This window comes from Melioribacteraceae bacterium, from assembly GCA_035362835.1.
Classification (GTDB): Bacteria; Bacteroidota; Ignavibacteria; order Ignavibacteriales; family Melioribacteraceae; genus DSXH01.
Window position 1 is genome coordinate 198,899 of sequence record DAOSDY010000002.1, and the last position, 26,510, is coordinate 225,408.

A 26,510-nucleotide genomic window follows, 5' to 3' on the forward strand; every position below is an offset into this window, starting at 1 on the left:
ACATTTACGGTCCCGTTTATGTTTATAACTTTTGAAGGTCTCGATTTCTCAGGTAAGTCAACTCAGGTTCAGATACTTGAAAAATACCTTTTAAGTAAAGGTGAAAAAGTAATTGTGATAAGAGAACCGGGGGGAACACCTATTTCAGAAAAGATAAGGAATATCCTGCTTGATAAGAATAATTCTGAAATGAGATTCGAGACTGAAGCTCTCCTTTTTGCAGCAAGCAGGTCTCAACTGGTGAACGAGACGATTCTGCCGGCTCTTGAAAAAAATATTTTCGTAATATCGGACCGGTTCCATGATTCCTCAATTGCATATCAGAGTTACGGTAGAGGACTCTCGCTTCAGTTTGTGAATGAACTGCAGAATTTTGTGATAAAAAATGCCATTCCGGCTGTCACTTTTTTTATCGATATTCCGATAGACGAAGTGGTTAGAAGAATGTCCAGAGTTAAAAAAGTGGAACTGGACCGGATCGAATCTTCTAAAGTCGATTTTTATGAAAGAGTAAGAAACGGTTATCTCGAGCTTGCTGCTAAAGAGAAAAGAATTAAAGTTCTGAACGGATTGCTGCCGATAGATGAACTTCATCTCGTAATCCGGTCGGAAATTGAGCAAAATCGTAAGTGAAAGAACATATTATGCTAAACAGAAAAAATATACTGACAGCAATAGTAGGGATTCTTCTTTTTTCGGGATTTGTCCAGAAGGATTCCGACATCTATTTTGAAATTAATAAAGGGATAGAAATTTTCGGACGGGTATACAAGGAAGTAACTCTTAATTATGTCGATCAGATAAATCCTCAAGAATTTATGCTCGCAGGTATTAGCGGAATGCTCGAATCACTCGATCCGTATACAAATTTCATCGACGGAAGTAATCAAAAAGATATTGATATAATTACCAAAGGAAAGTATGGTGGAATTGGGGCTACTGTCGGAATCAGAAATGAAAGGATTACAATAGTGGATCTTATTGAGGGTTATTCGGCTCAACGACAGGGAATTAGAATCGGGGATATTATTTCTAAAATCGACGATATTCCTGTCACGAAACAGAATTATGAAGAGTTGAGCGAACTACTCAAAGGCGATACCGGTACGAGTGTTAAATTAATTATACAGAGGGAAGGAGAAGAGGAACCGATACTGTTTAATTTATTGAGAGAGGAGATTGAAATAAAAAATCTTTCCTATTACGGATTTTACCCTGAATCGAGCGGGAATGTGTATCTGAAACTGAGCGGATTTTCAAGATCTGCCGGTGAAGAGGTTAAGAAAGCACTCGTTGAATTGAAAGAAAAAAGAGTGATTGAAAGTATAGTACTCGACCTGAGAGGTAATCCGGGAGGATTACTGGATGCAGCTGTGGATGTTAGCGAAAAATTTATTCCCAAAGGAGAAATGATAGTTTCCGTTAAAGGAAGGGACTCACTCGATGTAAAAAATTATATTTCTGCTGAAGAACCTGTTGCCGGAAAAATCCGGCTTGCAGTACTTGTTGACGAAGGTTCTGCTTCAGCTTCCGAAATAGTAGCCGGGGCAATTCAGGATCACGACAGAGGTGTTATTGTAGGATCTACGTCATTCGGAAAGGGACTTGTTCAAACACTTATCCCTCTTTCTTATAATACTTCATTGAAGATAACTACGGCCAGATATTATACACCAAGTGGCAGGTCGATTCAGAAAGTCGACTATTCCAGCCGGAATAAAGTAATAAGATCGGCCGGAACAATTGACAGTAAGGAATTCCTCACTGATACGAACCGGAAGGTTACGTCCGCAGGAGGGATTGTCCCCGACTCGGTTGTAGTTAACCGATCAAGTTCACATTTAATTCAGAGACTTCTTGCCGACGGATTGTTCTTCGGGTTTGCTACTCATTTTTACAATGAACATCCCGGAAACGATTTCAAGAATATATCACCGGATAATCTGCTTAATGAATTCCAGAAGTATATAAAAACCCAGAAATTTGAATTTACCTCTCCGGCTGAAAAATTAATTGATCAGTTGAAACTGGCTGCTGTTCAGGAGAATTTGAACGGTTCTTTCCTTGAGTTACTCGATAAATCGAAATCCCAGATAGATGAAAGCCACTCAAGGGAAATGGAAAAATATAAAGATGAAATTGTCAGCGCTATAAGAGAGGAATTGATGGCGCGAGTAGAAGGTAGAATCGGGAGAATAATTGAGTCGCTTAAAAATGATAATCAGCTCAAATCTGCGGTCGGTATACTGTATAATAATGGCCACTATTCAAAATTATTGAAGCAGGCTTTATAAATTACAATTATAAATTCCGGATAAACAAATTTGAAAACCCCTAAAATTTTTATTTATCGGAATCCTCATTATACCCGCTGCCCTAAATGCAGAAAAGCCGGCGTTCTGCATCATTCAAGAGCTAAAACAATGAAAGAGCAGATTATAAAAAAAATCACTTTCTATAAACTTTACCGTTGCAAGGAGTGCGGTTGGAGGGGATTCCTATCAACAATTACATTTACATCCGAATCTGTTAAAGCTATTGCAATGTATGCTGTATTGATTTTTATTTCGGGGTATTTGATCCGTCTTCTTCTCACAAAATTTCTCATAAATTAATTCTCATTCAGATTCGTAATATTTTCTCTTCGCTGAACTCAGGAATGTGAAATCCTTTGCCAGTTCTTCGCTTGAATTATATTTCTTCAGGTAATGGATTCTAATCCTTCCTTTGTTCTTTGCAAGCCAGGAGAGAGATATTTTCAACCGCTCGAAATCTTTATCCGATATCTCCTTGAATAAAGCTATTGAACCGGAAAAATAATTTTCAAGAGCTTCCTCAAATTGATCGGGTTTATCGTTCAGAAAATTTCTGATAATCACTTTCCCCTCCAGCATTAAGAGATAATCGTTCTCCTTGGAACCGGCAATCTCGATAAGAACATTAGCGCGGTTTATTGGTTCGGATAGTATTGCAGCTCTGTTCAACTGCTTGAATATCGAATTTATTATATCGCGTGTATGCGCCGCATCTTCATATTTTTTCTTTTCACTAAGCTCCTTCATTTTTCCTAGAAGTCTGTCCACAGCCGATTGGTTATGACCGCTTAAAAATTCTTTTACCCTTTCAAGCTCTGTGCGATACCTTTCCGGATTCTCTCTGTTGATGCAGGGCGCCAGACATCTTTCAATATCAGCCAGATAGCATTTTCGTCCTTTTGCAAGTTCTTTGTCGGAACATTCCCGGACTTCAAAAGTTTTGTCGATAATTTCTTTAATGGCAATAGTTGTATCCCTGTTCGGATAGGGACCGTAATAATCATTCCCGTCAAAATCAAACTTAGTAACTCGTTCAACGGAAGGGTATTCCCGGCTGCTTGTAACCATAATGAAATAGTTGTTTGAAAATTTTTTAAGAAGTGTATTGAATTTCGGGTCGGCAGACTTGATCAGCTCCGCCTCAGCCAGAAGAGCAGTCAATTCTGTATTGGTTACAAGGTATTCGAGCCGCTTGGCTTTTTGAACAATCTTTTTCGGTTTCCGGCCGCTATTACTGGTGAAATAATTACTGACCCTGTGTTTAAGCGACTTGGCTTTACCGATATAGATTGCCTCTCCCTTGGAATCCCTGAAAAAATAGATCCCCGGCTCGTCGGGTACCGACGAGTAATCCTCAGCGAGCTTTTTCTTGATCATCTTAAACGGAGTGCCCGAAGGAATACTCTGGAAATTGATGAGGTCGCTTAGAGTCTCAATTCCGTAATCATCCCTGAGGGATTTGAACATCTTCATTAATATTTTTGCCGTCGCTGTTGCATCTCCCAATCCTCTGTGAACATTGCGATGATGTATTTTCAGCGATCGGGAAAGATTGCCGAGCGAACGGCTCGGGAAATGGGGATAGAGTCTTTTTGAAAGTTTAAGCGTGCAGATAGCCGGGTTGCCCGGCAGTTCGATTCCCGCGCTTTCACACTCGTGCTTAAGAAATGAATAATCAAATCCAAGATTATGCGCAACCAGAACAGAATCGCCAACGAATGTTCTAATGTCGTTTATTACTTCATCGAAATATGGGGCGTCTTTAACATCATCATTTGAAATACCGGTTATTTGTGTGATGTTATAAGGAACGAATCTGCCCGGATTAATGAAGGACTGAAAAGTATCTGTAATCTTTCCATTCCGGATTTTCGCGATTCCAATTTCAATTACTTTATCTGTCCTGGCAGAAGTACCGGTAGTCTCAAAATCGAAAACAGAATATTCGACCTCATCAAATTGAAGTTCCTTGAGTTCTTTGGCTGTATCTCTTTTTTTCATAGGGCTAATTTACTAAAAATGTCTATCTGGTTGAATGTTTCGTTATTCGGGCGATTTTCAATATATTTCATTAAAGAGAAATCATTATGAATATAAATCTACTGTTTATCGGCGACATAATAGGGCAGCCTGGAATGAACATCGTTCAGATGTGGCTCCCGAGCCTGCAAAAAAAATATAAAATAGATGTTACAATCGTAAATGGTGAAAACCTTTCTGATGGAAAAGGATGTACTGAGAAGGAAGCCAAGCAGCTTTTTGACCTCGGAGTAAACGCGATTACCGGTGGCAACCATACCTGGGACAAACATCAGTCGCAGGAATATCTTCGTAAAGATAACCGGGTAATCCGCCCTCTAAATTATCCCAAAGGGACAGTTGGAAACGGATACTGTTTTGTTGATACACCGAAAGGGAAAGTTGCAGTTCTCAATTTACAGGGCCGGGCTTATATGGCTGCAATCGATTGCCCGTTCAGAGCGACTGATTGGGTATTACCAAAACTGAAACAGGAAACAAAAGTAATTTTTGTTGATTTCCATGCGGAAGCAACTGCAGAAAAAATTGCCATGGTTAATTATCTTGACGGAAAAATTTCCGCTCTGGTTGGTACCCATACTCATGTACAAACCTCGGATGAAAGAATCTTTCCGAACGGTACCGCTTATATAACCGACTGCGGTATGACCGGGCCGTACGATTCGGTTATCGGAATGAAAACCGACGCGGCAATTAACCGCTTCCTGTACCAGACGCCTCAGAAGTACCAGACAGCGACTGATAACGTCCATCTCTGCGGATTATTTGTGAAAGTAGATTCCGAAACAGGAAAAGCTGTAGAAGTCGAAAGAATTTTCCTGCCCGAGTTTGAAAAGAAAATTGAAAAAGAATCGGATCATTAATTATCTGAATAATAATTAAATCGTGTTGAAATAATGGCTACGATAATCGACGGTAAAAAAATTTCGGCTGAAGTAAAAAATGAATTGAAAGAAAAGATACTAGCAATTAAAGAGACTGGTAAGAAGGTGCCGGGACTTGTAACAATTCTTGTTGGTGATAATCCCGCATCACAGTCATATGTGAATTCTAAAGGCAAAGCCTGTACTGAAATCGGGATGCTATCAAAAATTGAAAAACTACCTGAAGACGCCAAGGAAGTGGATCTGCTGAAATTGATTTACAGTTATAATATAAATGATAATTTCCATGGAATACTTGTACAGCTTCCTCTCCCTTCACATATCAATGAGTCCAGAATTATTGAAGCAATCGATCCCAAAAAAGACGTTGATGGATTTCATCCTGTAAGTGTCGGCAAACTTGTTACCGGCAATGAAACGTTCTATCCTTGTACTCCATACGGAATATTGGAATTATTGTCCCGCTACAAAATTGCAACATCCGGAAAGCATGTAGTGGTTGTGGGCAGGAGTAATATAGTCGGGAAACCCGTAGCAAATTTATTGCTTCAAAAGAAAGAAGGGGCTAATGCAATTGTTACCGTCTGTCATTCGGCTGCGAAAGATTTATCGAGGTTTACAAGAAACGCAGATATACTTATTGCGGCGATCGGGAAAGCAAATTTTATTACATCGGATATGGTTTGTGATGGTGTTGTAGTTGTTGATGTTGGCATAAATAGAATAGAGGACAGCAACAGCCCGAAAGGATATAGAATTGTTGGTGATGTTAATTTCGATGACGTTGAAAAGAAAGCTTCGTTCATTACTCCTGTGCCGGGAGGTGTTGGCTTAATGACGATTGCAATGTTATTAAAAAATACTTTTCTTGCATATCAAAAATTAGAAGGCGGAAAGACAATATGAGCTCGTCGTTAATTGATAAGGTTGTATCACAGGTCTTTATTGAAAAATCGCTCCAGGACTTTTATTGTACTACGGGATCATGCGTAGGATGGGAAAGAAATATTGTAGATCAGCCGGTAGCCGTCAAAAATATAATCAGTAACGGAGCAGACAGAATAGCAGCCGGACCCGGAATAGGGAATGAACTTGTTGACCGGAATGTAGCAAGAATGATCGACCATACATTACTCAAACCCGAAGCAACACAGGATGAAATAAAAAAACTTTGTGAAGAGGCAAGAACGTATAACTTTGTCTCGGTTTGCATAAATCCGTGTTATGTTCAGTTGTCTTACCAGCTCCTTAAAGGTAGTCAGGTGAAAGTATGTACCGTAATCGGTTTTCCATTAGGCGCTACAACTACCGAGGTTAAAAGGGCCGAAGCCGAACAGGCACTCAATAGCGGCGCTCAGGAAATTGATATGGTAATAAATATCGGCATGCTTAAACAGGGTAACTATGAATATGTTTTCAACGATATTAATCAGGTTGTCCTTGCGGCTAAAAGACATAATGCTGTATGTAAAGTGATTCTTGAAACTGCTCTGCTTACCGACGAGGAGAAAATAAAAGCATGTTTGCTGAGTAAAGAAGCAAAAGCGGATTTTGTTAAGACCTCTACAGGTTTCAGCAAGGGAGGTGCTACAGCCGGAGATGTTGCGCTTATGCGCTATGTTGTCGGATCGGCCGTTGGTGTTAAAGCCTCCGGAGGAATTAGAACAGCCGAGGATGCGAAACTGATGATTGAGAGCGGTGCAGACCGGATAGGTGCGAGCGCGAGCGTTAAGATCGTTAAAGGTGAAAAAACTGCGGCTGGCGGATATTAGTGGTCCTCGATCTGATTATTATTGACACAGGCGACGGTTTCTCCTCCGATATACCTTCAATTAAAGGCTGTGACAGCTGGGCGCATTCTGAGGATGATGCGATTTCCAAAACACTTGACCTCCTTCGGTTTTATATTCAAGTTGATTCCGCTATCAAAATCAAAACTGACCTCGCAAGGAAAGAGGGAAATACAAAAATTTATAAGGTCATTTTTGATAAATAGTAATGCGAAAATTCAAAACTGAAAAACGGCTTCAGAAAATTGCTGCCGCTGCATCTGCAAGACAATTTTCACTCAGCATTGTACTCGAGAATGTTCACGATCCTCACAATGTAAGTGCAATCCTTCGTACCTGCGAGGCGGTCGGTATACCAAAAGTAAATCTCCTCTATACAATTGAAAAATTTCCTAAACTCAGCCGGGTATCATCGGCTTCGGCAACCAAATGGATTGAGACTGAAAAATTCGATTCTATCGATAAATGTTTTGAATCAGTTAAAAAGAGCGGCTATAAAATCTATTCGAGTTTTCTCGACCCCGGTGCTGTAAGTCTTTACGAACTGGACCTTACTGAAAAAATCGCAATTGTTCTCGGCAATGAAAACAGAGGAGTTTCGGAGGAAACTAAAAAGAGATCGGACGGAATTTTTTATATTCCAATGAAAGGAATGATCCAGAGTCTCAACGTTTCAGTCGCTACCGGAGTTATTCTCTTTGAGGCATTGAGGCAAAGAGAATTAAAGGGAATGTATAACCAACCGGAGTTATCGAATGAGGAACTGGATGAATTGATTGATAAATGGTGCTGTAGATGATTCAACAGTTCAATAATATTGATAGAGTAAATGGGGAATTGAGACTTCCCGGTGATAAATCGATCTCGCACCGTGCTGTAATGTTTGCATCTATGGCAGAAGGTGAGTCGGTTATTTACAATTGTTCGAATTCGGATGACGTTCTTTCTACTGTTAAATGTTTTACCAGACTCGGAGCAGAGATTTCTCAGGAATCGGGAATTATAAGAATAAAGGGAAAAGGTTTTAAAGGTTTTTGCAAACCTGTAAATGAATTGTATGCAGGCAATTCAGGTACAACCGCCCGGCTTATGAGCGGTATATTAGCAGCTCAGGATTTCAGTTCTGTAATTACAGGCGATGAATCACTTTCAAAGCGTCCGATGGGTAGAATAATTGATCCATTGATAGAAATGGGGGCTAGGATTTCATCTGCTCCTAAAGGAACACTCCCGCTAATAATTGAACCGCCCGATAATCTGCACCCGATCAATTACAAAATGAAAGTTGCCAGTGCGCAGGTAAAGAGCTCACTAATTCTGGCCGCTCTGCATAACATGGAGGAATCCGTTTTAATCGAATCTGAACCGACCAGAAACCATACTGAAACAATGCTCGGTTTACCAGTGGAATGTAAAGACGGTATAAAAAAAATAATAGTTTCAAAAAAGTATTATCCGCGCTCATTTAAAATGACTGTTCCTTCCGATATCTCAACCGCATCATTTTTTATTGTACTTGCTCTATTGCTTGAAGGATCGGAATTGCGACTACAAAATGTTTCTTTAAACCCAACCCGCACCGGTCTGCTTAATTTATTAACAGATATGGGAGGTTCGATTTCTGTTGAAAATGAGATAAATGAAAATGGAGAAAGAAGGGGAGACTTGTTAATCAAGTCCAGTAAATTGTCTAATATCGAAATCCCCGCTGATATTGTTCCGAATATAATTGATGAGATACCAGTATTATCGGTTGCGGGATTGTTAGCAGAAGGAAATTTCAAGATTAAAAATGCAAAAGAACTTCGTGTAAAAGAATCGGACCGGATTAAATCACTTTGCCATAATTTTAAGATCCTTGGTGTGAATGTAAAAGAATCCGACGACGGATTTGAGCTATCCGGGAGGATAAAAAATGTTGAAGGGATATTGTTTGAAAGTTTCGGAGATCACCGGATTGCAATGGCTTTTTCGGTATTATCCATTGTACTTAAAAACGGCGGGTCGGTAAACGGATTCGAATCAGTCGCTGTATCCAACCCTGATTTTCTCAATCAGCTTAGAAGTATCTGCTAAAGCTCAAGAACCTGATGCTCAAATTTATTGATCGCCAGTTCACTGAAAACCCATTTTAGGAAATCAGAACCGTACTTGTTCATAAAATAGATAAAATTGAGTTCGCGCTCCTGAAGATTGTCATTAGGATAAAGTATGTTTCTTACTTTTCCTAACTGGCGAATTGTTGCTTCGTGCTTTCTTTTTTCAGCTTCGATTGCCTTGGATTTAAGAAAGTCGATCGACTGCTCAATCCTCTCTTTCGTCTTTTTTGTCAGATCGATAAGTGTCTTATCAATCAAATTCATTTTATCATTTACAGGTTCAAAGAGACTGGAAATTGCCTGGACAGTATCGTTAAAAAGGTTGGAAATATCTGCACCAGCATCTGCCATAATTACTTTTGTAATCAGCTGATCCTCGCTCAGAAAAATATCCGAAAGGTTTAATTTGTATTTATCCAGTATTGTCTGAACTCCCTTTTCAATTATTGTTGCGGAGGAACGGGGATAAATAACAGGCTCTGTTATACCATAAAGTTCATATAATGGTGTAACCTGTGCAAAGTAGCTAACTTCTCCGGGGCCTCCGACATATAATCCGGTCGGGAATAAATAATCCTGACAGATCGGCCGTAAAAGAACATTCGGGCTGAATTTTTCCGGATTTGATTTCACCTGAGAGATAATTTCCTCGTGAGTAAATTTCTTCCTTTTACCTTTGAGCCGGTAATCATTCTCAACAGGTTCTATAAGCAGGCGTTCGCTCTCGTCAATATAAAACAGGTTGATCGCTTTTACCTTCACCTGAGCATGGTAAAGCTCCTCGAGTTCGGCGCTCCGCTCAACGAGAATCCCTGTATGGTCCCTGTAACGAGAAATCTCCTTTTCGAAGATTGGAATCAGTAATCGTTTTACAGATGGGACAAGGGGATTGAATACGATCAGACCGTATTCATCGAATAATCCGATCATCAATTCCCTGAAAGCTTCGAGAAAAGTTCTACCCGGTTTGTAAAGCGTGCGTAGAAAATCTGAAATGGGTTTTTTAAACTCGGTTTCTCTTAATTCAGCCTCAATCTGCTTAAATATCTCTTCAATATTATCGTTGAATTTAAGATGTCCGATGTTTCCGCGGTTCAGCTCTTCAAGTTCCCCATCGTTGTATTTTACCTCAAAGATCCTGTTTTCATTGTTAATAAGGTTTACCGACCTTACTTCTTCATAATCGTGATCATCCCCCTCAAGCCAGAAGACCGGGACAAAATTAAAACCTTCAAACTTTTCCTTGAGAAACATTGTAAGCTTAACTGCCGTAATTGTTTTGTAAATTGTATATAACGGTCCGCCTATCATACCAAGCTGCTGCCCGGTAACAACTGCGATTGTTTTAGGAGAATTAAGCGCGTCGATATTCGCCTGTGTTTTTTTAGAGCTCTTTATTTCTGTGTATTGAGTTTTAATTGCTTCTGCCAGGTCAGCTCTGTGCGGGCGATCCAGATTAGAGATCTGATTGAAAATATTCTCATATTTTTCAACCTCTCTGAAATTATTCTTGTAAAATCTCTCAACATTTTCGAATTCGTTGAGGTAATCAAGAAATAGATTCTGATGCCCGGGGATATCCGAAAAATTTAAATACATTAATTCTCCCGATATTATGTGAAATCTGTTATTTTAGAACGGAAAATTCCCAGATACTCGTTTCTTTTTAAACTGCTGTGTGAATTTAACAAATTTTTCTGTCACTAAAACCGAAGGTTAAAAATATTTAATTCTCCCGGAGTAAAAATGACTAAAAAATATCTTATCTCGGTGGACCTTGGTGGGACCAAAATTCTTTCAGCCTTAATAGATTCAAATAACAAAATTGTCGGTAGACAGAAAAGTCCCACAGAACTTGTTAATGGGAAGGAGGGTCTTGTAAGTTCAATTGTAGATTCTGTCAAAAAAGTAATGGCGGAAAATGAAATTTCGGAAAGGGAATTAAAATCCATTTGTCTAGGTGTACCGGGTACTGTTAATCCTTATTCCGGACTGATTGCAAGCGCACCGAACCTGGGTATAAAAAATTTTAATATTAAGGAAGCATTGATTAAGCATTTTTCCGTTCCTGTGCTTATTGAAAATGATGTTAATCTTGCCGGACTTGGGATTAAAAAATTTGAACTTGGTAATGAAGGAAATAATATACTGGTCGTTTTTGTCGGGACAGGTATTGGAGGTGCACTTTTTTTTGAAGGGAAAATCTACAGAGGGTCATCCTTCTTTGCCGGTGAAATTGGTCATATGAAAGTCAGTCCAAAAGGTAATCTTCTTAGCAAAGAAAAGAGCAGTACATTTGAACTTCTCGCAAGCAGGACTGCAATAGTGAGGGATATCAGGAAGGATTTGAAAAGCGGTAAGAAAAGTATACTGAAAGAATATAGATCGCCGAAGAAAGTTTTGAAGAGTAAAGGATTGGCTCTGGCTGTAAAGAAAGGTGATCCGGTAACAATTAAATATGTCTCGCGTTCGGCCTTAACAATCGGTTCAGTTCTCGGAAGTCTTACAACGCTTCTAAATCTGGACACGATTGTAATTGGCGGGGGCGTATTTGAGGCCATCGGGGATTTTATGCTTCCAAAGGTTAAATCCTCTTTTAAGAAATCAGTGCTTCCGGAACCGGGTAAAATTGTGAAGATTGTTCAGACGAAATTGGGTGATGATGCCCCACTCTTTGGAGGAATTGCACTTGCTGAGGAATTCCTTACAAAGTAGAAATCGATTTTAAATTCTCTTAAAATTTTCTTCAATTTCTTCCAGTCTGTTGGAAAGTTCGGTCCAGCGGTTATATTCATCTTCTAAGAGCTGCTTGGTCTTTTCGTATTCAATATTTTTATTTTTTGCAGATATCGGATTGGAAAAAATCTCCGGATCGGCAAGCTCTGCTTCAATTGTTGATTTGAATTCCTCCAGAATTCTGATCTCCTTTTCACAATTATCAAGATCTCTCCTGAGGTCCTTTGTTAAGATGAACTTCTGATTTCTTAATTCCGCATCGATTCTTTTCTGATCCCGTCGGGTCAGCTTATCCTTCGTTATATTTTTATCCTCCATGGAATCCAGGCCGTGCAATTCGAGCCGCTTGTTTAAATAATAATCGATTCCACCGTAATAAACATTTAGATTCCCGTTCCTAATTTCGAATATTTTATTAGCAATAGGCCTAATAAAATCGATGTCGTGCGATACAATTATCATTGTCCCTGAGAAATTTAAAAGAGCCTTTTGAAGTATCTCTTTGGATGAGAAATCGAGATGATTAGTAGGTTCATCAAGAATGATAAGATTGCTCTTCGTAAGAAGTAAACGGGCTAATGCTACGCGGCTTTTCTCTCCGCCTGATAGAACCTTTATCTTTTTGAAAACATCTTCGCCCGAGAAAAGGAACGTTCCTAAAATCTTTCTGATCTGTCCCGGTGTCAATTCGTCGTTAATTTCTTCTAGTGAATCGATAAGGTCATTTTCCGGATTGAGTGAGTCCGCTACTTCCTGTTCGTAATAGGAGATAATCGTATTGTGGCCGTATAATATCTCACCTCCGGAAGGAGAAATTTTTGAACCGATTATCTTTGCAAGAGTTGTCTTCCCGGCGCCGTTAACACCTACAATTGCAATTTTTTCTCCGCGTTCTATTGCAACGTTAATACCTTTCAGTACTTCCAGGTTACCATAGGACTTTGAAATATTCTTCAGCTCAACGGGAAGGACTCCGCTTCTTGGCGGGTCGGGGAACCTTATTTCAATTTTTTTTTCCTGCTCAATCAATTCAACAGTATCCATCCGTTCCAGCATTTTGATCCGGCTCTGCACCTGTTTTGCTTTAGTATTTTTGTACCGGAATCTTTCAATGAATCTTTCGGTTTCCTTAATCTTTTTCTCCCGGACTTTCTGCATTTCTTTAAGCTGGATATCCCTTTCATCCTTGAAATTTAGATAATGCTCGTAATTGCCCGGATAGAAATTAATCTGATTGTTGAATACTTCCAGAGTTTTGTCTGTAATACTGTTTACAAAATGTCTGTCGTGGGATACAACTATTATTGCCCCCTTGTAGCTATTTAGAAATTCAATCAGCCACTGCAGAGTTTCGATATCGAGATGATTAGTAGGTTCATCCAAAAGCAGGAGATCGTTTTCCGCCAGCAGAATTTTGGCAAGTTGAATACGCATTTGCCATCCGCCCGAAAATTCCTCCGTAGATCTGTGGAAGTCCTTCTTTTTAAATCCGAGTCCCTCCAGTATTTTTTCGATTCTGGATTCGGCGGTATAGAAATTTAATTCGTCTTTACGGTGATGTAGTTCGCCCAGCGCGTTAAGTAATTCCTGTCTCTCTTCATCATCAATTGTTTCAGAATTGAGAATATTCAGTATTTCATTTTCACTTTGGATAATCGAGTGGATTTCGAGCAGGGAGGATTTAACCTCATCAAAAAGTGACCGGTCTTTAAATGCTATTAAATCCTGTGGAAGATATCCGATCCGGAGGCCCTTCTGTTTTACTATTTCACCGCTCTCAGGCTTCTCAAAATCCATCAGAAGTTTAAGCAGGGTCGATTTCCCTTTGCCGTTCGAGCCGACCAGTGCAATTCTATCTTTACGGTGAATCTTAATATTCACATTTTCAAAGAGATTCTCGCCGGTGAATTGTATCGATAAATTTCGAATATCTATCATAACAAAATATCTACTTTCGGATTACGGCAACCTTGCCAGTTGTAACACTGTTTGCTTCTTCGTCATTTGCAACAATTATATAAATGCCGGAAGGGACATAATTACCATTAAGATCCTTTGCATCCCAGAAAGCAACTCGGCCGCCCGGCGAAGTAAATTCCCGGATCAGATTACCTGAAATATCGAGTATTTTGATCCTGCTGCTTTTAATCAGACCGTCAATTGTTACCTGAACGGCGCCGCTTCCCTCAATTATAAGTGGCTGCGGATAGACGGTGAGTTGATTAAAACTCTCCACCGGTTTTATTGAAGAGGTCTGAAGCTCAACAAGTCCGTAATCAGTTCCGATATATACTTTACCGAGATTTTCATCTATGGCAATGCTTCTTATTTCGTCATTTGGCAGAGGACTGTTTTTAGTATTATAGAAATCTACCAGTTGATACCCGTCGCTGGAAATTACAGCAACGCCTTGTTTAGTCCCGATCCATTTCTGATTAAGTGCATCAACAGCAATACAGGTGACGCTCTGGTTTTTAATCGATAATGCGAAGTTGCTGTACAATGTTGTAGTCGGTTTGGACGGATCGGTAATTACATTTACACCCAAACTGGTTCCTATCCAGAGATAACCCCGTTTATCAATCGCAAGGGAGGTAATTATGTCGCTCAGCAGATTATTAGACTGCTTTAGTACTCCCTGTGTATCATCCGATAAATTTGTAAATGTCTCCTTCTCATTAAAATAATAGAGACCCCGGTTACCCTCGATTACAACAAACCATTTTGTACCGTTCTGATCTATCACCATTTTATCGAGTACATCAAATTCTGAAAGAGTAGGATTTGTCATCGAATAATGATACCACTTCTTATCTGGTGTCAATACGCTAAGAGGTTTTCTTGCTGCCGACTGATGGTTGGCAATCCAGATGTTTCCTTTCGGGTCGACTTTTATATCGGAGATCGCAAGAAAATTTGTATTTGCAGGTATACCTACAAGTTCGCTGTTTGCAGCGGTGTATGTCTCGAACTGACCGTTTTTAAAAATTGTAAATCCGTTTCCCCAGTTGGAGAGATACACAGAGTTGTTTTCCGTAGCATAAACATTATAAAATGCATTTGAAGGGAGTTGAGTGACATTTTCTTTGCTGTATCTTTTCCATGATTGTCCGTCAAACTCCAGAAATCCGACACCGAAAACATCTTTTCCAGTTGCAACATAGAGATTCCCGCTACCGGAGACTGAAAGATTGATAAAAAGATTGCTGTAAGGACCGTTTGGTGATAAATATTTTATACCGCTCCCCATAATCTCAATCAATCCGTTAGTTGATGAAAGGTAAATTTTATTATTTAGAACAGAGACTGAAGAAAGTGAGATAGATTGATTATCGAATAGCTGGGTTAACTGATTATTGCTATATGAAAATAATTTTTTGTCGGTTATCGCGTAAAGTGTATTTCCTGAAATTGCGATATCCTTTACGGTATTACCCTGAAGCGTCAAAAGGCTCCACGTGCCGTTAATAAATCTGTAAATACCGTTGCTTGCAGCTAATATTATTTCACCGTTGTAAGAAAGAATTTTACTCCCGGATTGAGCGGGAATACCGCCGCCGAAAGCATAGGAATTCCAAGATTCCGGAGCCGATAAATTCTGCGCACCGGATTTCTGAATAGCTACGCCACTCTCGGTAAGTGTATATACAAGTTCCGATTTATAAGTATTCAGAATTCTTGTCTCCGTTGCAAAGACGCCAAGTTTTAAAAATGTGTCGTAAAACGTAAGAGTGGAAATATTAATGAGGGCTAATCCAAAATCCGTTGCAACAAATGCGGTATCACCTGAAAAATAGATGTCGTTTATCTGCTTGCGGGTTTTATTCGATTTAAAAATATCCGGTATGCTAGATGCCGATTTCTTTTCGGGATTGTAGACAATTATATAACCCTCCTGGGAACCGAACCAGACTTTCCCGTTTTTATCAATTCCAACAGAGGTAAGTGTCTGACTCATCAATCCTTCTGCTTTATTTAATACGATAAATGAAGTATCGCTCGAAAATTTTAACATGAAAGCCCCGCCGTTGGAAACGGTCCAGACTCCATCTGAAGCAATCGCAGCTTCTTTAATATCTTTCATATCGGAATATATTTTCCAGCTGCCGATGTTCTGAGGAAGGATTGAAGAAGAAATCAATATCAGAATAAAAAATAATTTTAACCTGCCCATTATTTTCCCTCAAGATTAAGGTTGTTATTTAAAACCGCAAGGCAAATTTAGTATTTTCCCGCGGAACATAAAGTGTAATAACTATTATAATATTAAAAATGTGGTAGAAGTTTAATTCATGCGCTGTTTTTATGAAGCATAGTTCTCATTGCTTCGAGGTGATTTGGTGAGATAATATATTTACCCAGGTTTGATTCGTCATCTTTTTTGCCGCCGTGGAAATCGGAACCTCCCGCTTCAAGCAGACAATACTGATTAACAATCCCCCTGTAAAAGTGAATCTGGCTTTCGGAATGACTCGGATGAATAACTTCAATTCCGTCAATGCCCGCTTTGATAAGATCTGTTAGGATCGATTCCTTCATATATCCTGGATGTGCAACAAAGGAGAGTCCGCCGGAATCGCTGATCAGTTTGGTTGCACTCTGAGGTGAAACATGAATCTTTCTTTCGAAAGCAGGGCCGTAATCTCCAATGAATCTTTCAAAAGCTTCATAATAATTTTTGATAAGTCCAAGGTTTACAAGAGCATATGCAATATGTGGTCTTCCAATTGCCGAGTTTCTTGCGAGGTCGGTTACATCGTCTATTGTAATCGATAATCCCAGGTTTCTAAGTTTTTGGACTATTCTTTTAGCCCTGTGAAATCTTTCGTCCCTGAAAAAACTTAAATACTTCTGAAGTTCTTCATTTTCAATATCTATGAAGTAGCCGAGGAGATGTACTTCTTTCTCATCAAGGTCTGTACTTATTTCGACTCCGGGGATTACCTCAACGCCTATTTCCTTACCTACTGCAACCGCTTCTTTAATTCCGTTTAGACTATCGTGGTCCGTTATACTAATTGTATCGAGACCGGCTGCTTTTGCCTTTTGAACCAGCTCGGCAGGGGAGTAAATACCGTCCGAGTATGTAGTGTGCATATGAAGATCTATTCTGGCCGGCATCAGCTGTAGAGTTCCTTGAATTTTTCGTAATCCATAATTCTCAATTTACTTCCGTCCAGTTCGATCATACCCTTCTTTGCAAATGAATGAAGAGTCCTTGATATTGTTTCCCTTGAAGTACCGGCCATATTAGCAAGATCCTGCTGAAGCGGGAGTTTGTCGATTTCGACTTTACCGTGTTTAATCATTCCCACATCATCGGCAAGCTGGAGTATTACGGTTGCAACTTTTCCTTCCGCGTCTTTAAGAGATAGGGCTTTTATCTTTCCGTCTGCAGCTCTCAACCTCTTAGTAAGTTCCTGTAATAAAGAAATTGCGACTTCCGGATACTCCTTTAACAGATTAATGAAATCATTTCTCTGGATAAGGAAAAGCTCGGAGTCCTCAATAGCTACGACGGTTGCAGACCTGGTCTGGCCATCAAGAATTGCCATTTCACCGAAAAAATCGCTGTCGGATAAAATGGTTAATATAACTTCTCTTCCGTCGCTGCTTGTTCTTGCAACTTTTACTTTACCTTGAACAATAACAAAAAGTGCAGATCCGACTTCATCTTCCATCAGAATAACGTCGTTCTTGTTGAACATTCTTCTCGTCCCGATCTTTTCAATTTTTTCTATAGTATCCATCGGTATTTCAGAAAAAATGGGAACGTAAGCTAAAAATTCTGATGACGGCATTTTTAACCTCTGTTAAATTTATTGAATTCTAAATATGGGGATTGAACGACCGCAAGATAAACTTTTCCCTCATAATCAACAATTCTTTTGAAATATACCGGGGCCATTCTTTTCAAATTGATACTTCCTGACTGAATTTCTATATTTGCATTCAATTTTACACAAAAAACGTTATTGGAGGTAAATAAAATGTCGGTAAAAGTTGGTATTAACGGATTTGGTAGAATAGGCAGACTCGTATTCAGTGCGCTGGTTGATAAGGGCTACTTCGGAAAAGAAATTGATATTGTAGCTGTTGTTGATGTTAGCACAGATGCAAAATATTTTGCTTATCAGTTGAAATATGACTCAGTCCACGGTAAATTCGCCGGAACATTAGGAAGTGAAAAAAGCAATCCGTCGCTGGAAACAGATGATATTCTTGTTGTCAACGGTAAGAAAATAAAATGTGTACTCGCACAAAAGGAACCCTCTCAATTGCCATGGAAAGAACTCGGTGTTGATATTGTAATTGAAGCAACAGGGTTATTTACCGACGGCGAAAAAGCAAAAGGGCACATTACTGCCGGTGCAAAAAAAGTTCTTATCACCGCACCCGGCAAAGGTGAAGTAAAAACATTTGTTATAGGTGTAAACGATAACGAATACGACTCTTCAAAACATCAGATCGTTTCGAATGCATCCTGCACTACAAACTGTCTGGCTCCGGTTGTTCATGTGCTCCTTAAAGAGGGAATCGGAATTGAATCAGGTCTTATGACAACTATCCACGCATACACGGCAACACAGAAAACCGTTGATGGTCCTTCCAAAAAGGATTGGAGAGGCGGGCGTGCCGCAGCTATTAACATCATACCGTCATCCACGGGCGCCGCTAAAGCTGTTGGCGAAGTACTTCCACAGGTAAAGGGGAAACTTACAGGGATGTCGTTCAGAGTGCCTGTTGCAAATGTTTCTGTTGTAGATCTTACATTCCGTTCGGAAAAGGAGACATCTATTCAGGAGATTGATCAGCTTTTGAAAAAAGCATCGGAAACATATTTGAAGGGGATTCTCGGTTATTGCAACGAGGAAGTTGTTTCAACCGACTTTATACATGACGACCGTGCATCGATTTACGATTCGCTTGCAACCGTTCAGAATAATCTGAAAGGTGAAAAGAGAATGTTTAAAATTGTAACGTGGTATGATAACGAATGGGGTTATTCATGCAGAGTCGTTGATCTGCTCTTAAAATTAATCAAGTAATTTCATTATTGTTTAAAAGGACGCAGAACATTTCAGTTCTGCGTCTTTTTTTTATATTTTGTATGACCCCGGAGGGAATATGAAAAAATTAAGTATCGACAAAGTTGATCTGAATAGCAAAAAGGTACTGGTTAGAGTCGATTTCAATGTGCCACTTGATGAGAATCTGAATATCACTGATGATATCAGAATCACTTCTGCTCTTCCGACAATTAAAAAAATTATTAAAGATGGCGGCCGCACTATTCTTATGAGTCACCTCGGCCGTCCGAAAGGCGGACCGAATCCGAAATACAGCCTGAAACCGGTTGCTGTTAGACTTGGTGAATTGCTTCAGATGGATGTTAAGTTTGCACCGGATTGCATCGGCGATCAGGTTGAAGCTATTGTAAACTCATTGAAAGACGGGGAGGTACTTCTGCTTGAGAATCTTCGGTTCCACTCTGAAGAAGAGAAGAATGATGCCGGGTTTGCAGGGCAGCTCGCTAAACTTGGTGACGTTTACATAAACGATGCATTCGGTTCTGCGCATCGTGCTCATGCTTCTACGGAAGGCGTTACCAGGTTTATTAAAACCTGTGCTTCCGGTTACCTGATGCAGAAAGAACTCGATTATCTTGGAAGCGCAGTCGCAAATCCTGTTCGGCCTTTTACTGCGATTCTGGGTGGTTCAAAAATCTCAGGTAAGATTGATGTTATCGATAACCTTCTTCCAAAAGTTGATTATCTGCTTATTGGCGGAGGAATGGCTTATACTTTCTATAAAGCAATGGGGTATGAAATCGGTACCTCTCTTCTGGAGACAGAAAAGCTTGATCTGGCAAAAGACGTCCTGGAGAAATTCAAGAAATCGAATGCCAAGGTTCTTCTTCCGAAGGATAATGTGATAGCATCAGAATTTAAAAATGAATCTACTCCGTCTATTGTTGATGCCGATAAAATCCCGGCAGATAAAATGGGCCTCGATATCGGTCCGAAAACTATTGAAGAATTTAGAAATGTTATACTAAGCAGTAAAACAGTAGTATGGAATGGACCGCTCGGTGTTTTTGAATTCGATAATTTTGCAAAGGGTACTAATGAAATAGCAGAAGCGCTTGCTGTTGCTACTTCTAAAGGAGCTGTAACTATAATCGGTGGCGGTGATTCTGCCGCGGCTGTTAGTAAAGCAGGGCTTGATGATAAAGTCTCCCATGTATCAACCGGCGGCGGGGCTTCACTTGAATTCCTCGAAGGGAAAATTCTTCCGGGTGTGGCTGCATTGAATGATGATAATTAATTTATTCTGGCGGGCAGGATCTGTACCTTCTGATCCTGCGCCGTTTAATATTCCGTCGGCTCCTTTAGAATGATGTCAAAATAGTTTAACTTTCTTACAAACAATCTATACGGATAAATTAATGGGTTACGATTCAAGAGATTATTACAGGCCATCGGGATTCGGCGGATTTACATTTTTCCCTCCTATCATAAAAAACCTTCTGATTATAAACATCGGTGTTTTTATCGTTCAATTGATTTTCGATAATTTGATGTTTAACGGGCTTCCGGGCTGGTATATCTTGAACCGTTATTTCGCTTTAAATCCGATTACAGGATTCGATCAGGCAGGTATGGAATACAATTTCCAGATCTGGCAGTTTCTTACATACCAGTTTATGCACGGAAACTTTACTCATATTCTATTCAATATGTTTATGCTCTGGATGTTCGGTATGGAGATTGAACAACTGATGGGATCTAAAAAGTTCTTAATCTTTTACCTTCTCTGCGGTTTCGGTGCGGGACTTCTTCAAATTCTTCTTTCACCGGTTCTTTCCGATTCACTAGCACCAACTATTGGAGCTTCAGGTGCCGTCTACGGTGTGATGATCGCATTCGCGATGTTCTTCCCGGACCGGCGTGTTTATATCTACTTCCTTATTCCGATTAAAGCAAAATACTTGATTGCGATGCTGATTGTCTTTGAGTTTCTGTCTATAAACGAACCATCTTTTGTTGCTCACCTGGCCCATATCGGCGGGGCAATTACAGGATTTATTTTCCTTGTAATGGATAAACGTAGCAATTTCAATTTCTCAAATGTTTTAAATTCATTTAAAAAACCGAAGTCATTCGATTCATACGATAATTACCGGAGGCCGAAATTCTCCGGAAGAATTAATGAAGATGAAGTTGAAGATGCTAAATTCAGGGATATATCTTCTAAGCCGAAGGATGAGCTGACCGTTACTCAGGAGGAGATCGACAGGATACTCGATAAGATAAGTCAAAGCGGATATCAGAACTTAACCGAACGTGAAAAGAGAATTCTTTTTGAAGCAAGTAAAAAGAAATAAGCTCTCCGGATTCCTGCCATTTTTCATATCCGTCCTTATCCTTAGCTCATGCGGAGGAAATAAAATGAGTGAGGATATTGCTTCAAGAATCTATGTTGAGAATATTATAGCAGAAGAAAAATATGCCGCCCAGCCGGATTCAATTAAAATTTATCATCTTAAGATTTTCGAAAAGTATAATGTTACCCGTGAAGACTATAACCGTTTTATAAAAAATCTTACTTATGATATTGAAAAATGGAACAGTTTTTTTTCTAAGGCAGATAGATACCTGATCGAACTAAAAGCCGACCGCGTTATTGATTAGATTTTACCGAGGCAAGTATGATCCTCAACTTGGGATACCCGATTTGTTTATTTAGTGATTCATACAATGGTTTTAAATCAGTAATCCCTTCTTTTATTTTTCCCTTAACTTCATTCAGCTCATTGGCATTGAATAAATAATCTGTTTCTAATTCCGGGAAATAGCCTATCAATGTTTCGATCTGGATTGAAACGAGCGTTTCCGAAAGCCCTGTCAATTTAATAATGTCTTCCACTGGATATTTTTTCTTCAGCAATTCATGGATCGTTACAATGTTATCTGGAAGTTTCTTCTGTTTGACCAGTTTACTTAAATTCGATTCCGATTTATTTTCCTCGATAACCGAAAGAATCTCCTCCCCGATTTTATTCAACATTCTCTGATTAAATCCCGGAATCTCCAATAGTTGTGAGAATGTAGATGGTCTTTTTCTGCTAATCTCCCGCAGGACTTCGTCTGGACAAATAATGTGGGGCGGCTGACCGAATTTTGAAACAGCTTCTTTTCTTATCTGCCTCAACAGGTTGAATAGTTTCAGTTCTAATTCATAACCTTCATTTGTTGTAATAGCATCACTTGTTTCTAAATCGGAATCGGCAAGTTCACATACATTCTTACGGACTAAGATCTTTTTATTTTCTTTAAGTATAGAAAGTGATTTTTCGATCTCTTTTTTCGAATAATGACTGCATGAACCGAGTGTCTCTATGTTACCCGGTAATCTAACATTTCCCTTGCCAATGAGTGTATTGATTAGCTCAGTTACTCTGACCGGACTATTCAAGCTTCTAAGAGTCTCGATTATCCGATCCTCAATAAAATCAACCACAGGCTGGCTGCCCCCCGGAATACCGGTACAATTATCGCAGTGACCGCATTTATAAATTCCAATATTCTGCCCGAAGTATTTCAGCAGATAATCGAAGCGGCATCCGTCTGAAAAAACATATCCGATCATCATTTCTAGTTTTGATCTGCTCTGTTCAATTAACTGTCGTGTTCTGCCGTAATTCAGAACCAGGTCTTCACTCTTTATCCGTTCACTTTTTAATTTAATACCGGGGAAATTAGAAGGAGATTCATATGTAATAAGGCCTGAAAGGTTGAGCGATCTTAATAACTCTGCAATCTGTACGGCCGATTCTCCCATCATTTGCGAAATTTTTTCAGGATTGACAGGTGTGCGGGAATGAAATATAGAACTGCCGTATTCGCGGATAAGAATAAGTAGAAGGTCTTTTACATCGTTTTCCTCCAGGGCATTTAGGTAATTCTTAATGCGGCTCGGATCAACTGTTAATCTTACATAGTGCTTCAAATCCCGCGATACATGTGTTATATTATCTGAATCGGTGAGGATTTTCAGAGTCGATTCCATTAATCCTTTTGTAATTCCTTTTGACTCCAGGAAGGATGTGAGATTTTTGTCGATAGGAATTTCTTTTTCGTATCTGTTACCGAAAGCTACAGGGGCGTAATCGCAAATTGCCGTATATACGGTTTCAATCTGTTCTCTGGTCGGGAATGAGTTCCTGATAAAAAATTCCTGAATCTGTCTGTCATTATCATCATAGAGGAGATAGACATTCGATATTTTCCCGTCGCGGCCGGCACGGCCTATCTCCTGATAATAGCTTTCTACATTTCCTGGCAGATTATAATGAATTAATGTTCTGATATTTGACTTATCGATTCCCATTCCGAATGCATTTGTGGCAATTATAAGTTTGATCCGTTCTTTCTGGAAATCGTCCTGAATTATTCTTCTTAATTCGGGTGCAATCCCGGCATGATAAAAAACAGAATCGGTATTGCTTAAACGGAGATAGTCTGCTAATTCTTCGGCTGATTTACGGGTCGCTGTGTAAATTATTGCGGGGAGTTCGGATCTTTTCAATAATTCGAGTACCTTTTCTTTTTTGGAACCGCTCCTAATAACATTCAATTTCAGGTTTTCTCTCTCAAATCCTTTAACAAAAATTTTAGGATTGTTTAATCCGAGCTGTTCTATTATGTCGTTTCTTACATCTTCTGTTGCAGTTGCTGTAAATGCCGCAACATTTCTGAAACCGATCTGATCTTTGAAAGATTTAATACGACGGTAACTCGGTCTGAAACTGTGTCCCCATTCGCTGATGCAGTGGGCTTCGTCAACAAAAAGATAAAATGGGGAAAGACTTTTCAGCTTTTCACAAAACTGAACGCTGCCCAGCTTTTCGGGGGATAAATAAAGAAGTTTAATTCTGCCGCTTGAAATCTCATCCAGAACTTTGTTGCTTTCCCTGAAGTCTAAAGTGCTGTTGATAAATCCGGATACGATCTGACGGCTGTTTAAAGAATCTACCTGATCTTTCATCAATGCGATTAAAGGTGAAATTACGATTGAAAACTGACCGGATAATAATGCGGGGATCTGGTAACAAATCGATTTACCTCCGCCTGTAGGAAGAACTGCAAGAAGATCTTCGCCGGCAAGTATTGAATTAATAATTTCCTCCTGTCCAGGACGGAAACTATCGAATCCGAAAAAGTTTCTTAAAATAGTCTCAGGTTTCAATGCAATATTCGCTTTGATTAAAAAAGTCTAACAATTATCTTGCACACAAATAAATATAGTTAAAATTTATGCTCAAAATTAAGCAAGTAGATAAACAATTCGGAAACATCAACGCGCTAATAAATATTAATCTTGAAATTGCCGAAGGTGAATTCTTCGGTCTGCTTGGTCCGAACGGCGCCGGTAAATCTACTCTTATGAACATAATTGCCGGGTTTTTACCTCCGGATGCAGGATATGTGCAAATTGACGGCAAAGTACTTTCAGTTAATGACCTGGTAATCCGCAAAAATATCGGTTATGTTCCGCAGGAAATATCTCTCTACCTTGAACTGAATGCACTTCAAAACCTAAAAATATTCGGAAGTATATACGATCTAAACGGAGCAGAACTTGGTAAAAAAATTGATGAAGTCCTTGAACTTGTGCAGTTAACTGACCGTAAGAAGGACAGGGTTAATGAATACTCGGGCGGGATGAAAAGAAGATTGAATCTTGCAGCGAGTCTGCTTCACGACCCGCCTATTTTACTATGCGATGAACCGACAGTTGGTGTGGATCCGCAATCACGTAATGCGATTTTCGACATGCTTAACAGACTCAACCAGAAAGGTAAGACAATTCTTTATACCACACATTACATGGAGGAAGCTGAACGGCTCTGCTCCAGACTTGCAATTATAGACAACGGTAAAATAATAGCCGGCGGATCTCTTCTCGACCTGATTAATATGCTTGAGAAAAAAGAGACAATTAAAATTCAGAAAACAGCCCTGACTCTCAGTAAATTACCGATTATCTCTTCGATCGGAAAGTTGACCGAATTCGATTTTTATTATGAGATGATTCCGGACGAATCGTTTAATCAGCATTCAAAAATCTATACGGCTCTTGAGGACGCGGGGATACCCAATCAGTTTATTCAGATAAGCAGAGCCTCTCTTGAAGATGTGTTCTTAAATATTACAGGAAGGAGTTTGAGAGATTGAAAACTGTTTTGAGGCTTATAAAGAAAGATTTAATCCGTTTTTTTAATGACAGACCGGCTATGCTGCTCTCATTTATAGTACCTATGGCTTTAATAGTTGTATTCGGAAATATTTTCGGCGGCAGCGGGCCGAGAGGTAAAGTAAGTATGCTGTTTGTTAATGAGAGCAATTCCATCGTTGCAAAATTATTAGAGAATAAATTAGATTCAGCAAAATCACTGATACTTATTAAAAGGCATATAGACGAAAAGAGTAACGATACAATCCAAATCTCCGAGCAGAAGGCGATCGAATTGATCAGGAGCGGTAAATCCTCATCGGCCGCTCTTGTGCTGACAAAAGATTTTTTCAGCGATACCTCCTCTTCACTTAATTTTAAATTCTATTACGACCCCAAGAATGATATTGAATCCGCACTTATTCAGGGGACCGTTCAGCAGACAATAATGACCCAGATACCAAGAATTTTTCCGGTCCTCTTAAACCGTCAGGCTGTTAAATTCTTAGGATCGGATAGTACCGGACTTTTTATAAGAAATATCGGCAATGTTGTTCAGAAGTATTTTAATGTCCCGGTCGATTCCTTTATCCGGTCATCAACCCGTGTCGATTCATCATCTCTCTTTTCAAGTTCACAGGATACTTCGGGTTCTGCAAACATTATCGGCAATCTAATTAAATTTGATAATCAGCAGCTCGTCGGAAAAGAAATTACAAATCCCGGTCTAACAAGAACTGTAGGCGGGTGGGCTATAATGTTTCTCCTTTTTTCTATTACAGGCGCGGCAACATCATTGTTCGAGGAAAAGCAGGAGGGAACGTTGAAAAGACTATTATGTATGCCTGTTAAACGCTCTCAAATAATCTTGAGCAAATATATATATACAATCCTGTTCGGAACATTTCAGCTTCTTGTCCTTTTCTTTTTCTCCTGGATAGTATTCGGAGTCGATATTTTTTCAAATTTTACCAACCTGTTGATTGTCATAATTGCTTCTGCAGCAGCAGCAGTCTCTTTTGGAATGCTGGTAACTTCTGTTGCCAAGTCTATGAATCAGGCTAATGGAATCAGTATGCTTATTATACTAGTTATGTCAGCTGTCGGCGGTTCATGGTTCCCGACGTCATTTCTTCCCGACTGGATGCAAGCGATCTCCAAAATGACTATGACTTACTGGTCGGTAGAAGCATTTCTGCAGGTATTATGGAGGGATGGTTCGCTCCTCTCAATTTCTACAAATCTGATCATTCTTTTATCGATGGCTCTCTTGTTAAATGCTTACGCTCTCGCGCGATTCAGGAACTTGAACCTCACCTGATTAACGGGTGCTAGCCGGATTGTTTCTCAATTCTGATTATTGATTGCTAAAACCAATAATTATGATAATTTCCGCTTCGTTTTTGC

The 26,510-nt window shown here is 39.5% G+C and carries 22 protein-coding genes; 15 read left to right on the forward strand and 7 right to left on the reverse strand.

Annotation, left to right across the window (positions count from 1 at the left end):
* Window positions 1-18 precede the first annotated feature (18 nt).
* Both tmk and PLZ15_08010 read left to right on the forward strand, forming a co-directional pair.
* Window positions 19-633: a dTMP kinase gene (tmk, locus tag PLZ15_08005; protein ID HOI29692.1), complete on the forward strand. Its 615-nt coding sequence runs from the start codon at window positions 19-21 to the stop codon at window positions 631-633.
* Between the two features lie 11 nt (window positions 634-644).
* Window positions 645-2,294, forward strand: a complete 1,650-nt coding sequence (locus PLZ15_08010; GenBank protein ID HOI29693.1) for a S41 family peptidase — start codon at window positions 645-647, stop codon at window positions 2,292-2,294.
* A gap of 324 nt (window positions 2,295-2,618) precedes the next feature.
* Here PLZ15_08010 and PLZ15_08015 read toward each other — a convergent pair whose 3' ends face one another.
* A complete protein-coding gene (locus PLZ15_08015; protein HOI29694.1) occupies window positions 2,619-4,316 on the reverse strand; it encodes an exonuclease domain-containing protein in 1,698 nt (565 codons plus the stop codon).
* 86 nt (window positions 4,317-4,402) lie between these two features.
* Here PLZ15_08015 and PLZ15_08020 point away from each other — a divergent pair, with 86 nt between their 5' ends.
* From PLZ15_08020 to aroA, 6 genes are read left to right on the forward strand one after another with little or no spacing between them, the layout of a single operon-like run.
* Window positions 4,403-5,218: a TIGR00282 family metallophosphoesterase gene (locus PLZ15_08020; protein HOI29695.1), complete on the forward strand. Its 816-nt coding sequence runs from the start codon at window positions 4,403-4,405 to the stop codon at window positions 5,216-5,218.
* Window positions 5,219-5,251: 33 nt separating this feature from the next.
* The gene (gene folD, locus PLZ15_08025) at window positions 5,252-6,145 is read left to right on the forward strand and encodes a bifunctional methylenetetrahydrofolate dehydrogenase/methenyltetrahydrofolate cyclohydrolase FolD (protein ID HOI29696.1); all 894 of its coding nucleotides are present in this window, start codon (window positions 5,252-5,254) and stop codon (window positions 6,143-6,145) included.
* Window positions 6,142-7,011 carry a deoxyribose-phosphate aldolase gene (deoC, locus tag PLZ15_08030; GenBank protein HOI29697.1) on the forward strand — a complete coding sequence of 290 codons (870 nt, stop codon included), beginning with the start codon at window positions 6,142-6,144 and terminating at the stop codon, window positions 7,009-7,011. Before folD ends, deoC begins: the two co-directional genes overlap by 4 nt.
* Complete coding sequence (locus PLZ15_08035) at window positions 7,011-7,235, forward strand: hypothetical protein (protein HOI29698.1); 225 nt, start codon at window positions 7,011-7,013, stop codon at window positions 7,233-7,235. The genes deoC and PLZ15_08035 overlap by 1 nt, the downstream gene beginning before the upstream one ends.
* Window positions 7,236-7,237: 2 nt before the next feature.
* Window positions 7,238-7,828 carry a TrmH family RNA methyltransferase gene (locus tag PLZ15_08040; protein ID HOI29699.1) on the forward strand — a complete coding sequence of 197 codons (591 nt, stop codon included), beginning with the start codon at window positions 7,238-7,240 and terminating at the stop codon, window positions 7,826-7,828.
* Window positions 7,825-9,105 (forward strand): 3-phosphoshikimate 1-carboxyvinyltransferase, encoded by a 1,281-nt coding sequence (gene aroA / locus PLZ15_08045; GenBank protein HOI29700.1) that lies wholly within the window; start codon window positions 7,825-7,827, stop codon window positions 9,103-9,105. The genes PLZ15_08040 and aroA overlap by 4 nt, the downstream gene beginning before the upstream one ends.
* Here aroA and bshC read toward each other — a convergent pair.
* Window positions 9,102-10,727, reverse strand: a complete 1,626-nt coding sequence (bshC, locus tag PLZ15_08050; protein HOI29701.1) for a bacillithiol biosynthesis cysteine-adding enzyme BshC — start codon at window positions 10,725-10,727, stop codon at window positions 9,102-9,104. The genes aroA and bshC overlap by 4 nt on opposite strands.
* A gap of 147 nt (window positions 10,728-10,874) precedes the next feature.
* Here bshC and PLZ15_08055 point away from each other — a divergent pair, with 147 nt between their 5' ends.
* On the forward strand, window positions 10,875-11,843 hold the full coding sequence (locus tag PLZ15_08055; GenBank protein ID HOI29702.1) for an ROK family protein: 969 nt from the start codon (window positions 10,875-10,877) through the stop codon (window positions 11,841-11,843).
* A 9-nt stretch (window positions 11,844-11,852) separates the two neighbouring features.
* Here the strand turns inward: PLZ15_08055 and PLZ15_08060 are convergent, their stop codons facing one another.
* The 4 genes from PLZ15_08060 to PLZ15_08075 form a co-directional block, all read right to left on the reverse strand.
* Window positions 11,853-13,802 (reverse strand): ABC-F family ATP-binding cassette domain-containing protein, encoded by a 1,950-nt coding sequence (locus PLZ15_08060; GenBank protein HOI29703.1) that lies wholly within the window; start codon window positions 13,800-13,802, stop codon window positions 11,853-11,855.
* 10 nt (window positions 13,803-13,812) lie between these two features.
* Complete coding sequence (locus tag PLZ15_08065) at window positions 13,813-16,038, reverse strand: two-component regulator propeller domain-containing protein (GenBank protein HOI29704.1); 2,226 nt, start codon at window positions 16,036-16,038, stop codon at window positions 13,813-13,815.
* A gap of 116 nt (window positions 16,039-16,154) precedes the next feature.
* On the reverse strand, window positions 16,155-16,985 hold the full coding sequence (locus PLZ15_08070; protein HOI29705.1) for a PHP domain-containing protein: 831 nt from the start codon (window positions 16,983-16,985) through the stop codon (window positions 16,155-16,157).
* Window positions 16,985-17,665, reverse strand: coding sequence for a Crp/Fnr family transcriptional regulator (locus PLZ15_08075; GenBank protein HOI29706.1), 681 nt, complete (start codon window positions 17,663-17,665; stop codon window positions 16,985-16,987). The genes PLZ15_08070 and PLZ15_08075 overlap by 1 nt, the downstream gene beginning before the upstream one ends.
* Before the next feature lie 189 nt (window positions 17,666-17,854).
* Between PLZ15_08075 and gap the strand changes: the two genes are divergently transcribed.
* The 4 genes from gap to PLZ15_08095 all read left to right on the forward strand — a co-directional run bounded on the left by gap (window position 17,855) and on the right by PLZ15_08095 (window position 21,559).
* Window positions 17,855-18,913: a type I glyceraldehyde-3-phosphate dehydrogenase gene (gene gap, locus PLZ15_08080; GenBank protein ID HOI29707.1), complete on the forward strand. Its 1,059-nt coding sequence runs from the start codon at window positions 17,855-17,857 to the stop codon at window positions 18,911-18,913.
* Window positions 18,914-18,992: 79 nt separating this feature from the next.
* Window positions 18,993-20,192, forward strand: coding sequence for a phosphoglycerate kinase (locus PLZ15_08085; protein ID HOI29708.1), 1,200 nt, complete (start codon window positions 18,993-18,995; stop codon window positions 20,190-20,192).
* A 121-nt stretch (window positions 20,193-20,313) separates the two neighbouring features.
* Entirely contained in the window at window positions 20,314-21,252 is a 939-nt protein-coding gene (locus PLZ15_08090) for a rhomboid family intramembrane serine protease (protein ID HOI29709.1), read from the forward strand.
* 64 nt (window positions 21,253-21,316) lie between these two features.
* Window positions 21,317-21,559, forward strand: coding sequence for a hypothetical protein (locus PLZ15_08095; protein ID HOI29710.1), 243 nt, complete (start codon window positions 21,317-21,319; stop codon window positions 21,557-21,559).
* Here PLZ15_08095 and PLZ15_08100 read toward each other — a convergent pair.
* Window positions 21,549-24,116 (reverse strand): RecQ family ATP-dependent DNA helicase, encoded by a 2,568-nt coding sequence (locus PLZ15_08100; protein ID HOI29711.1) that lies wholly within the window; start codon window positions 24,114-24,116, stop codon window positions 21,549-21,551. The two genes, PLZ15_08095 and PLZ15_08100, sit on opposite strands and share 11 nt — an antisense overlap.
* Window positions 24,117-24,184: 68 nt before the next feature.
* Between PLZ15_08100 and PLZ15_08105 the strand changes: the two genes are divergently transcribed.
* Both PLZ15_08105 and PLZ15_08110 read left to right on the forward strand, forming a co-directional pair.
* Window positions 24,185-25,105, forward strand: a complete 921-nt coding sequence (locus PLZ15_08105; GenBank protein ID HOI29712.1) for an ABC transporter ATP-binding protein — start codon at window positions 24,185-24,187, stop codon at window positions 25,103-25,105.
* Window positions 25,102-26,424: an ABC transporter permease gene (locus PLZ15_08110; protein ID HOI29713.1), complete on the forward strand. Its 1,323-nt coding sequence runs from the start codon at window positions 25,102-25,104 to the stop codon at window positions 26,422-26,424. The genes PLZ15_08105 and PLZ15_08110 overlap by 4 nt, the downstream gene beginning before the upstream one ends.
* Window positions 26,425-26,510 lie beyond the last annotated feature (86 nt).

Excerpts from the sequence above, each read along its gene's own strand:
- tmk (HOI29692.1), top strand. The coding sequence starts at position 19 with ATGTTTATAACTTTTGAAGGTCTCGATTTCTCAGGTAAGTCAACTCAG.
- PLZ15_08010 (HOI29693.1), top strand. The coding sequence starts at position 645 with ATGCTAAACAGAAAAAATATACTGACAGCAATAGTAGGGATTCTTCTT.
- PLZ15_08015 (HOI29694.1), bottom strand. The coding sequence starts at position 4,316 with ATGAAAAAAAGAGATACAGCCAAAGAACTCAAGGAACTTCAATTTGAT.
- PLZ15_08020 (HOI29695.1), top strand. The coding sequence starts at position 4,403 with ATGAATATAAATCTACTGTTTATCGGCGACATAATAGGGCAGCCTGGA.
- folD (HOI29696.1), top strand. The coding sequence starts at position 5,252 with ATGGCTACGATAATCGACGGTAAAAAAATTTCGGCTGAAGTAAAAAAT.
- deoC (HOI29697.1), top strand. The coding sequence starts at position 6,142 with ATGAGCTCGTCGTTAATTGATAAGGTTGTATCACAGGTCTTTATTGAA.
- PLZ15_08040 (HOI29699.1), top strand. The coding sequence starts at position 7,238 with ATGCGAAAATTCAAAACTGAAAAACGGCTTCAGAAAATTGCTGCCGCT.
- aroA (HOI29700.1), top strand. The coding sequence starts at position 7,825 with ATGATTCAACAGTTCAATAATATTGATAGAGTAAATGGGGAATTGAGA.
- bshC (HOI29701.1), bottom strand. The coding sequence starts at position 10,727 with ATGTATTTAAATTTTTCGGATATCCCCGGGCATCAGAATCTATTTCTT.
- PLZ15_08055 (HOI29702.1), top strand. The coding sequence starts at position 10,875 with ATGACTAAAAAATATCTTATCTCGGTGGACCTTGGTGGGACCAAAATT.
- PLZ15_08060 (HOI29703.1), bottom strand. The coding sequence starts at position 13,802 with ATGATAGATATTCGAAATTTATCGATACAATTCACCGGCGAGAATCTC.
- PLZ15_08065 (HOI29704.1), bottom strand. The coding sequence starts at position 16,038 with ATGGGCAGGTTAAAATTATTTTTTATTCTGATATTGATTTCTTCTTCA.
- PLZ15_08070 (HOI29705.1), bottom strand. The coding sequence starts at position 16,985 with ATGCCGGCCAGAATAGATCTTCATATGCACACTACATACTCGGACGGT.
- PLZ15_08075 (HOI29706.1), bottom strand. The coding sequence starts at position 17,665 with ATGCCGTCATCAGAATTTTTAGCTTACGTTCCCATTTTTTCTGAAATA.
- gap (HOI29707.1), top strand. The coding sequence starts at position 17,855 with ATGTCGGTAAAAGTTGGTATTAACGGATTTGGTAGAATAGGCAGACTC.
- PLZ15_08085 (HOI29708.1), top strand. The coding sequence starts at position 18,993 with ATGAAAAAATTAAGTATCGACAAAGTTGATCTGAATAGCAAAAAGGTA.
- PLZ15_08090 (HOI29709.1), top strand. The coding sequence starts at position 20,314 with ATGGGTTACGATTCAAGAGATTATTACAGGCCATCGGGATTCGGCGGA.
- PLZ15_08095 (HOI29710.1), top strand. The coding sequence starts at position 21,317 with ATGAGTGAGGATATTGCTTCAAGAATCTATGTTGAGAATATTATAGCA.
- PLZ15_08105 (HOI29712.1), top strand. The coding sequence starts at position 24,185 with ATGCTCAAAATTAAGCAAGTAGATAAACAATTCGGAAACATCAACGCG.